At 52.2% G+C, this 13,351-nt stretch carries 10 protein-coding genes; 5 read left to right on the top strand and 5 right to left on the bottom strand.

Annotated elements, in window-relative coordinates; genetic code table 11:
• Positions 1–36 precede the first annotated feature (36 nt).
• The 5 genes from ACFQ0F_RS04680 (at position 37) to ACFQ0F_RS04700 (ending at position 6,350) form a co-directional block, all read left to right on the top strand.
• A complete protein-coding gene (locus ACFQ0F_RS04680) occupies positions 37–1,809 on the top strand; it encodes an extracellular solute-binding protein (protein WP_379069601.1) in 1,773 nt (590 codons plus the stop codon).
• Positions 1,809–2,891 (top strand): microcin C ABC transporter permease YejB, encoded by a 1,083-nt coding sequence (locus tag ACFQ0F_RS04685; protein ID WP_379069604.1) that lies wholly within the window; start codon positions 1,809–1,811, stop codon positions 2,889–2,891. Before ACFQ0F_RS04680 ends, ACFQ0F_RS04685 begins: the two co-directional genes overlap by 1 nt.
• Positions 2,888–3,919 (top strand): ABC transporter permease, encoded by a 1,032-nt coding sequence (locus ACFQ0F_RS04690; RefSeq protein WP_379069607.1) that lies wholly within the window; start codon positions 2,888–2,890, stop codon positions 3,917–3,919. Before ACFQ0F_RS04685 ends, ACFQ0F_RS04690 begins: the two co-directional genes overlap by 4 nt.
• Positions 3,916–5,484, top strand: coding sequence for an ABC transporter ATP-binding protein (locus tag ACFQ0F_RS04695; protein ID WP_379069610.1), 1,569 nt, complete (start codon positions 3,916–3,918; stop codon positions 5,482–5,484). Before ACFQ0F_RS04690 ends, ACFQ0F_RS04695 begins: the two co-directional genes overlap by 4 nt.
• Before the next feature lie 74 nt (positions 5,485–5,558).
• Positions 5,559–6,350, top strand: coding sequence for an enoyl-ACP reductase FabI (locus ACFQ0F_RS04700; protein WP_340674804.1), 792 nt, complete (start codon positions 5,559–5,561; stop codon positions 6,348–6,350).
• A gap of 63 nt (positions 6,351–6,413) precedes the next feature.
• On the opposite strand, the gene ACFQ0F_RS04705 is transcribed toward ACFQ0F_RS04700, so the two are convergent.
• The 5 genes from ACFQ0F_RS04705 to clpP form a co-directional block, all read right to left on the bottom strand.
• Positions 6,414–8,306, bottom strand: a complete 1,893-nt coding sequence (locus ACFQ0F_RS04705; protein ID WP_379069613.1) for a SurA N-terminal domain-containing protein — start codon at positions 8,304–8,306, stop codon at positions 6,414–6,416.
• Positions 8,307–8,402: 96 nt separating this feature from the next.
• Positions 8,403–8,678: an HU family DNA-binding protein gene (locus ACFQ0F_RS04710; protein WP_340674806.1), complete on the bottom strand. Its 276-nt coding sequence runs from the start codon at positions 8,676–8,678 to the stop codon at positions 8,403–8,405.
• 171 nt (positions 8,679–8,849) lie between these two features.
• Positions 8,850–11,246, bottom strand: a complete 2,397-nt coding sequence (gene lon, locus ACFQ0F_RS04715) for an endopeptidase La (protein WP_379069617.1) — start codon at positions 11,244–11,246, stop codon at positions 8,850–8,852.
• Positions 11,247–11,398: 152 nt separating this feature from the next.
• Positions 11,399–12,691, bottom strand: coding sequence for an ATP-dependent Clp protease ATP-binding subunit ClpX (gene clpX, locus ACFQ0F_RS04720; protein ID WP_340674808.1), 1,293 nt, complete (start codon positions 12,689–12,691; stop codon positions 11,399–11,401).
• A 24-nt stretch (positions 12,692–12,715) separates the two neighbouring features.
• Complete coding sequence (clpP, locus tag ACFQ0F_RS04725; protein ID WP_340674809.1) at positions 12,716–13,339, bottom strand: ATP-dependent Clp endopeptidase proteolytic subunit ClpP; 624 nt, start codon at positions 13,337–13,339, stop codon at positions 12,716–12,718.
• Positions 13,340–13,351: the final 12 nt, after the last annotated feature.

Below are 13,351 nucleotides of genomic sequence, written 5' to 3' on the forward strand. Positions count from 1 at the left end.
TTTTTAACTCGATACAGTCTTGCTTTCGCCTGCCTAATGCTCAGCTTCACCGCTCAAGCGGCGGTGATTAGCAGCCACGCCATTACACTAAGAGGCAGCCCAGCTCTAGCAGAAGGCTTTGATCACTTTACCTACGTCAACCCAAACGCCAATAAAGGTGGTCGTTTGCGCCTCAACGCACTCGGCACTTTCGACAGCCTCAATGGCTATATCAATAAAGGCATCCCCGCCGATGGCCTTAACCGCATTTACGATTCGCTAACCACCGGCTCAGATGACGAGTTTGGTACACGCTACGGCCTACTCGCTAAACGCATTATTCGCGATACCGACGATGCTTCATGGGTGACTTACGAGCTACGCCCAGAGGCGAAATTTAGCGATGGCCATCCTGTTCGTGCCGAAGATGTGGTGTTCACTTTCGAGACATTATTAAAAGATGGCGCGCCGGCTTATAAAGCCTACTTTGCCGATATCACATCCGTAAAAGCGCTCTCGCCTTTGAGCGTGCGCTTTCGTTTCAAAAGCAAAACCAATCGTGAAATGCCAATGACCGTCGGCGAAATCAGCATTTTGCCTAAGCACTATTGGGCTAAGCGCGAATTTAACCGTAGCAGCCTAGACACCCCAATCGGTAGCGGTCCTTATGTGATTAGCGATGTCGATCCCGGCCGCCGCATCACTTATGCGCGCAACCCAAACTACTGGGCGCGCGATCTGAATGTGAGTCGTGGGCTCTACAACTTCGACCACATCAGTTATCACTATTACCGTGATGGCAGCGTGGCGTTCGAGGGCTTTAAAGCCAATCAGTACGATGTGCGCGAAGAGAACAAAGCCAAAACTTGGGCCACGGAATACAACTTCCCTGCCGTGCAAGATGGCCGCGTCATTTTACAAAGCCAAGCTCATCAAAACCCCGCGCCGATGCAAGGCTTTGCGTTTAATACACGCAGAGCGCCATTAAACGATCTCAAAGTTCGCGAAGCATTAAGCCTAGCGTTCGATTTTGAATGGGCCAATCGCGCCTTGTTTTATGGTGCCTACACTCGCACCACCAGCTTTTACTCGAATTCCGAATTAGCCGCTCGCGGTGAGCCAAGCAAAGCTGAGTTGAAGCTACTTAAACCATGGCGCAAGCAATTACCTGCTAGTGTTTTTGGCCCAGCCATCGTGCCTGCAAAAAGTGCCGGCGATGGCTACGACCGCGCCAATTTATTACGCGCTCAAGCCTTATTAAAACAAGCTGGATGGGTCTATAAAGACGGCGCGTTACGCAATGTAGATGGTCAGCCCATGCGCCTAGAAATGCTGCTAGTGCAACCTGAGTTTGAGCGCATCGTGCAGCCGCTACGACGCAATCTCGCGCGCTTAGGCGTGGATTTGAGCATTCGTATTTTAGATGTTGCGCAGTACATTGAGCGCCTACGCCAATTCGACTTCGACCTCACCGTCACCGGTGTGCCTGCCTCTTTGTCACCGGGCAATGAGCTTTGGAGCTACTGGGGCTCAGCCAGCGCCGATGCGCCCGGCAGCGGCAACTTGGTCGGCTTAAAATCGCCCGTGGTCGATGCCCTAATCGCTCGCATCACACGTGCTAAAAGCCGTGAAGACTTAGTCACTGAGGTGCACGCGCTAGACCGTGTACTTCGCTCGCAATGGCTGTTGATTCCACAATTTCATATCCCCTATTTCCGCGTTGCGCGCTGGGATCTTTTTGGCCTGCCCGACAACCCACCACGTTATGGCTTAGGCCTCGATAGCTGGTGGTGGAAAGGCTCGTCAACCGCACATGGACAGGAACGCTAATGGCCAGTTACATCATTCGCCGATTGGCACTCATGTTGCCGACACTATTTGGCATTTTGCTGATCAATTTTCTCGTCATTCAGGCCGCACCCGGCGGGCCAGTCGAGCGCTCATTGGCGCAAATACAAGGCATCGGTGGGCAAACCACACTCAGTGGCAGCGCCGGCGATTTATCTGCCGCCAGTGCAGCATCTGGCCCTGGCTATCGCGGTAGTCAGGGTCTAAGTGCTGAGCTAGTGGCTGAAATCGAGAAGCAATATGGCTTCGACAAACCGGCAAGCGAACGCTTTTGGGACATGATGACGCAGTTCGCGCGCTTCGATTTAGGCTCCAGTTTCTATCGTGATATTCCAGTCATCGATTTGGTGTTGGAGAAATTGCCCGTATCACTTTCGCTCGGCCTATGGAGCACGCTGCTGATTTACCTCATCGCCGTACCGCTGGGAATCCGCAAAGCGCATCGCCCCGGCAGTCGCTTTGATGTCTGGAGCAGCGGCGCCATCATTGTTGCCTATGCCATTCCCGGCTTCCTGCTAGCACTATTACTGATTATCGTCTTTGCCGGCGGCAGCTACTGGCAGTGGTTCCCCATGCAAGGCTTATCGTCTGAAAACGCCGCCGAGCTCGGCTGGTTCGCGCGTGCTCTCGACTACGCTCACCACTTAGTCCTGCCCACCATTTGCCTAACACTCGGCGGCTTGGCAACGCTCACCCTGTTCACGCGCAATAGCTTCCTCGAAGAGCTGCAAAAACCCTATGTGCTGACCGCTCGCGCCAAAGGTGCCAGTGAGCGCCGCGTGCTCTGGGGCCATGTTTTCCGCAATGCCATGCTCATCATTATCGCCGGCCTACCCGCCACACTATTTGGCATTTTATTCACCGGTGCCTTCCTCATCGAAATCATATTTAATCTCGATGGCCTTGGTCTACTGAGTTATGAGTCAGTGATTAATCGCGACTATCCAGTGATTTTCGGAACCCTGTTTTTATTCACGCTGATGGGCATGCTGCTGCGGCTCTTAGGCGACCTTTGCTATCGCTGGGTAGACCCGCGCATCGACTTCTCTAAGGCGGGCGCATGAGCTGGTCGCCCTTAACCCGACGTCGCTTTAAGCAATTCAAAAGCAACCGCCGCGCCTGGTGGTCGATGTGGCTATTGCTCGGCGTGTTTGTATTCAGCCTCGGCGCTGAACTCATCGCCAACGATAAGCCACTACTGGTGAGCTATCGCGGCGAACTCATCGTGCCGATGCTGCAAGACAAGCCCGAAACCTATTACGGCGGCGACTTTGCCACGCCCACGGTGTATCGCGATCCAGCGGTGGAAAACCTCATCAGCCGTGATGGCTGGATGCTGTGGCCAATGATTCGTTTCAATGCCGACACCATCCATTTCGAGCGTGTCGAACCCACACCCTCACCGCCAACATCAGACAACTGGTTAGGCACCGATGATCAAGGCCGTGATGTCATGGCGCGACTGATTTATGGCGTACGCACCTCGCTTGCCTTCGCTAGCTTGCTCACACTGGCTACTGTTGTGTTGGGCGTTGCTGCAGGAGCATTGCAGGGCTATTTCGGCGGCTGGGTAGACTTGCTGGGCCAGCGCTTTACCGAAATCTGGTCGGGCTTGCCGGTGCTGTTTATGCTGATCATTTTATCAAGCTTAGTCACACCAAACTTCTGGTGGCTGTTGGCGCTACTGACCCTGTTCAGCTGGACTGACTTAAGCGGTCTTGTGCGCGCTGAGTTTCTCCGCACACGCCAACTCGACTATGTGCGTGCCGCTCGTGCCATGGGTGTGAGTTCACGCGTTTTAGTTTGGCGTCATGTCCTACCTAACGCCGCGGTGACCACACTCACCCTGCTACCTTTTATTTTTACCGGCGCCATCGGTCTGCTGACCTCGCTGGATTTTCTCGGCTTTGGTCTGCCACCGGGTTCAGCATCATTGGGCGAGATGATCGCGCAAGGCAAAAATAACTTGCAGGCACCCTGGCTCGGCCTCACTGCTTTTTTCAGCCTCAGTGTACTGCTGAGCTTGCTGGTGTTTATTGGCGAGGGCTTGCGTGATGCCTTCGATCCGCGCCATGTTGAGGCGGGAAAATGAACCTATTAAACATCAATAATTTGAGCATTCGCCACGGCCAACAGGTCTTGGTCGATGACCTAAGTCTCACCATAAATGCTGGCGAATGGTTAGCGCTAGTTGGTGAGTCAGGATCAGGAAAATCATTAACAGCGCTGGCTTGCCTAGGCCTGCTATCGCCCAGTTTAAATAGCCAAGGTGAGCTCAGCGTGACTGGCATCAATCTCGCGCAGGCCACGCCCGATGAGCTACGCAGCCTTCGAGGTAGCCGTGTCGGCATGGTGTATCAGGAGCCGCTCAGTGCGCTGAATCCGCTACACCGCATTGGGCAGCAGCTCATTGAAGCGATTACTTTGCACCAAGCTTTGCCGCTCAATTTAGCGAGGCAAAAGGCGCTAAGCTTGCTGCGCGAAGTCGGCATAGGCGAACCTGAGCGCCGTCTGAGCGCGTGGCCACATGAGCTATCAGGTGGTCAACGCCAGCGTGTCGTCATTGCCATGGCATTGGCAAATTCACCGAAACTACTTATTGCCGATGAACCAACCACGGCTCTCGATGCCTTGCTGCAAACGCAGATTTTAGATCTGCTGAAGTCGCTACAGAAAAATCGCGGCTTAGGCATTTTGTTTATCAGCCATAACTTGCCGCAGGTACGCCGCTACGCCGACCGCGTCATGGTCATGCAAGCAGGTCGCGTAGTGGAATCAGCCATTAGCGCCGAGTTATTTGCCGCGCCGACGCAGGCCTATACTCAAAAGCTGCTGCAACCGTTTGCGCCAGCGCCCAAACCTGTGCTGCCAGATAGCGCAAAAGCTATCTTGAGCGTGACTCAGCTGTCGGTGCGTTATCCGCGCCATCAAGCATGGTGGGGCGGCATTACCGCGTGGCATCAGGCTGTAGATAATATTGGCTTGTCGCTACGCCAAGGCGAATCTTTAGGCATTGTTGGCGAGTCCGGTTCAGGCAAATCCAGTCTTGCCGCCGCCCTACTGCGCCTAACGCCGGCGCAAGGCCGTGTGGTCGTGCTTGGGCGTGATTGGTTAGCACTGAAAGGCCGTGAGCTACGGTCAGCACGAGCGCAAGTGCAAATGGTCTTTCAAGATCCCTACGGCAGCTTAAGCCCTCGGCTCACTGTCGCCGATATTGTCGCCGAAGGCTTGCTAGCGCATCAAAAATTATCCAAGCAAGCCATCGAGATTGAGGTCATTGCCGCTTTACGCGAAGTTAACCTCGATCCAGACACGCGCCATCGCTACCCTCATGAGTTCTCTGGTGGACAACGTCAGCGTATCGCCTTAGCTCGAGCGTTAATTTTGAAGCCGGCAATATTGATTCTCGATGAGCCAACTTCTGCTCTCGACCGCCATACCCAAGGTGAAGTGGTCGAGCTGCTGCGACGCATCCAAGCCGATCATGGCATCGCCATGCTGTTTATCAGCCATGACTTAGCAGTCGTGCGCGCACTCTGTCATCGCTTAATTGTTCTGCGGGACGGTCGAATTATTGAGCAAGGCGATTGTGAGCGAATATTTCAAGCGCCGCAAAAGCCTTATACACAGGCCTTGGTAGCGGATTTACCCGCCTAAGGTGTCATGCACGCCGAGAAGTTTTAGCCCTATACTCGGATAACTTTTTCATCAGTATATTTTAAGGAGAAACCATGGGCATGATGAGCGGTAAGCGCGTACTCATCGTTGGCCTCGCCAGCAAATTATCCATCGCATACGGCATCGCCACCGCTATGCATCGCGAAGGCGCCGAATTAGCCTTTACCTATCAGAACGAAAAATTGCGCGGCCGCGTTGAAGGCTTTGCCGAGCTTTTCGGCTCCAGCCTCACCTTCCCCTGCGATGTCGTCTCCGATGACGAAATTCGAGCTGTCTTCTCTGAGCTCGGCAAAAGTTGGGATGGTCTAGATGTTGTCGTGCACTCGGTGGGCTATGCGCCCGGCCATGAGCTCGAAGGCAATTATGTCGATGTCACCACGCGCGAAGGTTTCCGCATTGCTCACGACATCAGCTCCTACAGCTTTGGCGCGCTGGCTCAAGCTGCCAAGCCCATGCTCACAGGCCGTGGCGGCAGCTTGCTGACACTGACCTATCAAGGCTCTGAGCGCGTGGTGCCGAACTACAACGTCATGGGCCTAGCCAAGGCATCACTCGAGGCCAATGTGCGCTACCTAAGCGCCAGCATGGGCCCAGATGGCATCCGCGTGAATGGCATCTCGGCAGGCCCTATCCGCACACTAGCGGCAAGTGGCATCAAAGACTTCCGTAAAATGCTGGCTTATAACGAAGCGGCAACGCCATTGCGCCGTAATGTCACTATCGATGAAGTGGGTAATGCTGCAGCGTTCCTATGCTCCGATCTAGCCTCGGGCATCTCGGGTGAAATTCTTTATGTTGATGGCGGCTTTAATACGGTAGCCATGCCGGCGATGGACTCGATCTAAATAGCTAAGTCATAAAAAAGCCCGCATATCAGCGGGCTTTTTTATGTCAGCAACACATTCGAATTATTGAGCAGAAGCAGTAGGCTTAATCGTCACCTTGGTTTCTTCACGCAATAACGCCAGTGTGTCTTGCAGCTCTTGCTGGCCTTGGTTTTGCGCTAGCAAACCCTGCGTTACCTGACGCTCAGGGCCTGCCAGTGCTGGCTTCGCACTCACCGAAGTCACCTGCACCAAGGCAACGCTATCGCCAAGCTTATATGCAGCCCATTGCAAAGCACCTTTATTCGGCACCGGCGCACGGAAAATTGCATTCAGCAACTCAGGCTTCACTTGGCGATCAACGCGCGTCAAGCCACCGGCCGATTGCAGATTTACATTAGCACTCGCAAGCCATGCAGCCTCAGGCTCACTGGCACTGCGCTTAACCAACGCTTGTGCCTGCTCCATTGCCTTCGCCAATGCTTTTTCTGTACGCAGCTCCTCTGTGAGCACAGCTTTGACTTCATTCAAAGGCTGTTTGCGCGCAGGAATATATTGCGATACATGCAACCATACGGTGCGGCCATCGTTCAGCGTGATAGCAACTGAATTACGACGCTCTTTGGTTTGCTCGTCGTTAAATGCAGCCTCAACAACTTTACGCTCAGCCAATATACCCTCACCACCTTGGCGATTAAACAAAGGCGATTGGGAAATGCTTAAGCCGGCAACTTTTGCAGGTTCTGTAAGATCAGCCGCTTCATAAACTTTAGCGTCTAAGCCTTCAACCGCTTTGATGTAGGCATCATCTGCTTCGGCTTGGCGCACTTCATCGGTCAACGTTTGTTCAAGCGATGCAAAGCTTGGTGGCGTTTCAGCACGCACTGCAGTGAGCTTGATGATGTGATAACCAAACGGCGTTTTCACCACTGGCGATACTTCACCTGCAGTTTTTAATGCAAACAGGGCTTCCTCAAACTCAGGAACAAACATGCCTTTGCCTGCAAAACCTAGGTCGCCACCTTGCGCTGCAGAGCCAGGATCTTTCGACTGCACCTTCGCAATAGTAGCGAAATCTGCACCGGCTTTTAACTCAGCCGCAATGGCGTCAATCTGCTTCTTAGCTTCGGCATCGTTCGTCTTATCATCAACTGTGATGAGAATATGTGAGGCTTGGCGCTGCTCAGCACCGCCCATAGCCGCCACACGCTGGTCATAGCGAGCTTTAACAGCCTCAGGCGTGACTTTAGCATCGGCCAAGTACTTAGAGCGCTCTAAGGTGATGTAGTTAATTGCTACACGCTCAGGCTGATGAAAGCGCGTCGAGGCCTTTGCATAAGCTTGGCTGATTTCAGCATCACTCACGCTAGCTTCTGCAAGAAAACGACTAGCTGGAATTTCAGCGTAGCGCACATTGCGTGATTGGCTATCTAGGCGCGTCATGGCATCAAGCTCAGTGCTCGTCACAAAGCTACTCTGTAGCCATGATGAGACTTGCTGTGAAACCAAAATTTCTTGACGCGCGCGCGTAGGGAATGTCGCTGGCGTTTCGCCAATTTGCGACAACACGCGAATATAGCGCTCGCCCGAAAACTGGCCATTATCTTGAAATGCTGGCGTGGCACGAATCAGCTCTTGCACAGACTCGTCAGATACTTGGTAGCCAGCATCGGAGGCCGATTTCAGTAGTAGCTCACGCTGCACCAGGCTATCTAATACTTTTGTGCGGAGCTCAGCTTGCTGCTGCGAAGTCAGCACTGCATCGGGGCCTAAGCGCGCCATAAGCTGTTGGCGCTGATTTTCCACAGCGCGATCGAGTAAACGCTGAGTGATGGGTTCACCAGCGACTTCCGCCACACTGGGTTCAGCGCCGCCACCAAAGTAGGTTTCAACGCCAAAGAAAACAAAGGGGATAGAGATCAGTACTAAGAAGAACCGGCCAAGCCAGCCACGTACCATATTACGAAACGCATCCATTGAAGTGTCATGCCTCTACTACGCCACTGAGGGCTTCAAGAAAAAAGCGCGCCGACTAGGGCGCGCTTTCGGGTAACACAGTACAGCTTATAAAACTCAGCTATTCACTGCATCTTTCAAGCTTTTGCCGGCTTTGAATGATGGTGTTTTTGACGCAGAAATTTGGATTTCTTTGCCGGTCTGTGGGTTACGGCCAGTACGTGCAGCACGCTCTTTAACAGCGAATGTACCAAAGCCAACCAAGGTCACGGCATCGCCAGATTTCAGCGCTGCAGTCACAGCGCCTACGGTGGCATCAAGGGCACGGCCAGCGTCTGCTTTGGTCAAGTTAGCAGCTTCGGCAATGCGGTCGATTAGTTCAGACTTATTCACAGGATGTCCCCTTTAACGATAACGAAAATTCTTTGTTGTGGTTTTTAGCTTACGCGAGCAAACAATGCGACTTGCTCAAGTGCAACGATTTTTAAACGCCCTTGTCGGCAGGGTCAAGTGAAACTCGCTGAAATGCCGATAAGAATCCGAAAAAAGTGCGTTTAGCGACCATCAATGACGACTGGCCGCAGGTAATTCACGTTTTTCGACCTGTGCCAAGCCTGCAGCATAAGCTTCTTCGGTGAGAGGAATTGGCGGCTGAGTTAGCGCAATCGCTAAAACTTCATCGATCCATTTAACCGTTATGATCTCCAATGCAGCCTTCACATTGTCGGGGATTTCCTTCAAGTCTCGGGCATTTTCCTCTGGAATAATGACCGTGCGTACACCACCACGATGCGCCGCAAGCAACTTCTCTTTCAAGCCACCAATGGGCAATACCTGACCACGCAAAGTGATTTCGCCGGTCATTGCTACGTCTGCACGCACAGGGATACCAGTGAGTACTGAGGCAAGTGCGGTACACATGCCAATGCCTGCGCTCGGACCATCTTTTGGCGTCGCGCCCTCAGGCATATGGATGTGAATATCGCGCTTCTCAAACAGCTCAGCGCTGATGCCAAGCACACGCGAACGTGAACGTACTACGGTGCTCGCAGCACGAATCGATTCCTGCATGACATCACCCAAAGAACCTGTCATCAGCTGGCCACCTTTTCCAGGCACGGCGATAGCCTCGATGGTCAGCAGCTCGCCGCCAACTTGAGTCCATGCCAAGCCAGTGACTTGGCCGACCTGATTCTCGGCCTCAGCTTTACCGTAATTGAATTTATGCACGCCGAGATAATCCTCGAGCTGCTCGGCTCCCAGCGTGAGCTTGCCGCTGTGCGTGCCCATGACCAGCGACTTCACCACCTTGCGGCAAAGCTTGGCAATTTCACGATCAAGCGCACGCACACCCGCCTCACGCGTGTAATAGCGCACGATATCGCGACATGCCGACTCTTCAATGACCAACTCAGAGTCTTTCAGGCCGGATGCTATGAGCTGCTTAGGTACTAAATATTGGCGAGCAATAGCGACTTTTTCATCTTCGGTGTAGCCCGGCAGACGAATAATTTCCATACGATCTAGTAAAGGCGCGGGGATATCCATCGAGTTTGCCGTGCACAAAAACATCACTTCCGATAAGTCATAGTCGACTTCGAGATAGTGATCGTTAAAAGCTTTGTTCTGCTCTGGATCTAATACTTCAAGCAGCGCTGATGATGGATCGCCGCGCATGTCCGAGGCCATCTTGTCAATTTCATCAAGCAAGAACAGTGGGTTACGAACACCAACTTTTGATATTTTCTGGATGAGCTTGCCCGGCATGGAGCCGATATACGTGCGGCGGTGGCCACGAATTTCGGCCTCATCACGCACGCCGCCCAAGGCCATGCGCACGAACTGGCGGTTCGTCGCTTTCGCGATCGATTGGCCTAATGAGGTTTTACCAACGCCAGGCGGGCCAACCAAGCACAGCACCGCGCCATTGAGCTGCTTAACGCGCGACTGCACGGCAAGATACTCAAGGATACGATCTTTCACTTCCTCAAGTCCGAAGTGATCAGCGTCTAAAATATCACGAGCTTCCTTGAGATCAATACGTACTCGGTTGCGCTTCTTCCACGGCACCCCAAGCATCCAATCGATATAGCTGCGCACGACCGTGGCTTCAGCCGACATCGGCGACATTTGGCGCAATTTGCGCAACTCACCATCGACTTTTTTGCGCGCTTCAGCAGGCAAGCCAGCCTTGATGATGCGCTGCTCTACTTCGCTCAGCTCATCTTCACTCTCACCCAAGTCACCGAGCTCTTTTTGAATGGCTTTGATTTGCTCATTCAAATAATACTCGCGCTGGCTTTTTTCCATCTGCTTCTTAACGCGGCCACGAATACGCTTCTCAACCTTGAGGATGTCGATTTCCGACTCCATCTGCGCCATCAGGTGCTCAACACGCTGCTGCACTGGCAGGATGTCTAAGATGGCCTGCTTCTCTTCCAAGCGCAGCGTCAAGTGCGCAGCAATGGTGTCTGCTAAGCGACTAGGATCATCGATGCCAGCCACAGAGGTCAGCACTTCATTAGCGACTTTTTTCGATAATTTTACGTATTGGTCAAACTGGTTGAGCAAAGTGCGGACTAAGATTTCAGAGTCTTGTTTAGCAAGCTCGTCTTTCTGTACTTCCGCGACCTGCGCGATATACGCATCTTCATTTTCAGATAATGACAGCAGCTGACCGCGACGCTGGCCCTCAACAAGCACCTTGATCGTGCCATCCGGCAGCTTAAGCAGCTGTAAAATATTCGCTATCGTGCCAATCGAATACAGACCATCCTGATCAGGATCGTCTTCGCCAGCATCACGCTGAGATACTAAAAATATATGTTTGTCTGTGGCCATAGCCTGATCAAGCGCGGCAATCGAGCGCTCACGACCAACAAACAAAGGAATTACCATGTGCGGATAAATCACCACGTCGCGCAACGGCAACAACGGTAAATGCAGTTTTTTTGCGGCCATGAAATGCTCCCAATGCAGTCAAGCAGACACTAATCTAATGCTTACTTTATGGGGGTGTAGTGATGTGAATTACAAGGTGGACACTGCAGAATTACGAAAAAATGGCAAAAAAAAGGGGCGAATGCCCCTTTTTTAACCATATTTGCTCGGAATTACTCGGGCATCACACGGGCTGTCTCGATATTGTCATAAACCAATAGCGGCTCAGTTTCACCCTGCACTACTTTTTCATCGATGAGCACTTTGCTCACGCCTTCCAGCGAAGGCAACTCAAACATAGTGTCGAGCAAAATTCCCTCAAGAATCGAGCGCAGACCACGAGCGCCTGTTTTACGTGCCAAGGCTTTAGCAGCAATAGCTTTCAGTGCTTCAGGACGGAACTCTAATTGCGCTCCCTCCATCTCTAGCAGTTTGGCGTACTGCTTGGTGAGTGCGTTTTTCGGCTCAGTCAAAATTTGCACCAGCGCCGACTCATCAAGCTCGCCTAACGTGGCGATGACAGGCAAGCGACCGACAAACTCAGGAATCAAACCAAATTTCACTAAGTCCTCAGGTGATACCGACTTAAACAATTCGCCAATGCTTGGGGTTTTCGATTGGCCTTTCACCAGCGCATTGAAGCCAATGCCGCCTGGCTCTGAGCGCTGCTGAATAACCTTATCGAGGCCGGCAAACGCGCCACCAACAATGAATAGGATGTTAGACGTATCAACCTGCAAAAACTCTTGCTGCGGATGCTTACGACCACCCTGCGGCGGCACACTCGCCACCGTGCCTTCGATCAGCTTCAATAAAGCCTGTTGCACGCCCTCACCGCTAACATCGCGAGTGATTGATGGATTATCACTTTTACGCGAAATCTTATCGATCTCATCGATATAAACGATGCCGGTCTGCGCCTTTTCAACATCGTAGTCGCAGCTTTGCAGCAGTTTTTGGATGATGTTTTCGACATCCTCACCAACATAGCCAGCTTCGGTCAATGTTGTGGCATCGGCCATAGTAAAGGGCACATTGAGTACGCGAGCCAAGGTTTGCGCGAGCAGTGTTTTACCTGAGCCGGTAGGACCGATCAGCAAAATATTACTTTTAGTCAGCTCAACTTCCGTGCTTTGGCGACCGTTTTGCACTTTTTTCATGCCGGCGCGCAGACGCTTATAGTGGTTATAAACCGCTACCGCCAACACACGTTTGGCTTGGTCTTGACCAATAACATAGTCATCGAGGGTGGCTTTTAGCTCGCGCGGAGTCGGCAGTTGATCACTAGTCTGCTCATCTTTTTTATCTTGGACTTCTTCGCGAATAATGTCATTGCACAGGTCTACGCATTCATCGCAGACATATACCGACGGCCCAGCGATGAGTTTGCGCACTTCGTGCTGGCTCTTTCCGCAGAAAGAGCAAAATAGCAACTTGCTGTCACCGCCGCGTTTTTCTTCGGTCATGCTACTTCTCTCAGTGGCTGCAAATTAAGGGCGTTTGGTGAGCACTTCGTCAATCAAACCATAAGACACAGCATCGCCAGCGGTCATGAAGTTATCACGATCGGTGTCACGCTCAATGCGCTCTAGCGGCTGGCCAGAATGCAGCGCCAAAAGCTCATTCAGCAGCTGTTTGATCTTTAAAATTTCTTGCGCATGAATAGCAATATCTGATGCCTGACCTTGGAAGCCGCCCAAAGGCTGGTGAATCATTACGCGTGAATTAGGCAGCGCATAACGCTTACCTTTGGCACCGGCGGAAAGCAAAAACGCACCCATGGATGCCGCTTGGCCGATACAAATTGTTGAAATATCAGGTTTGATGAAGTTCATCGTGTCGAAAATTGCCATGCCGGCCGTGACCGAGCCGCCTGGCGAATTGATGTAGAGATTGATGTCTTTATCGGGGTTAACCGACTCCAAAAACAACATCTGGGCAACGATCAAATTGGCCATATTGTCTTCAACAGGGCCAACAAGAAAAATTACACGCTCTTGTAATAGGCGCGAGTAAATATCGTAAGCGCGCTCACCACGAGCAGATTGCTCAACAACCATCGGGATCAAACCGATGTTACGAATATCATTAGCACTGGGTTGTTCAAATCGCATGGATAGCCTGCC

The sequence above is a fragment of the Paraperlucidibaca wandonensis genome, from assembly GCF_042677145.1.
Lineage (GTDB): Bacteria > Pseudomonadota > Gammaproteobacteria > Pseudomonadales > Moraxellaceae > Perlucidibaca > Perlucidibaca wandonensis.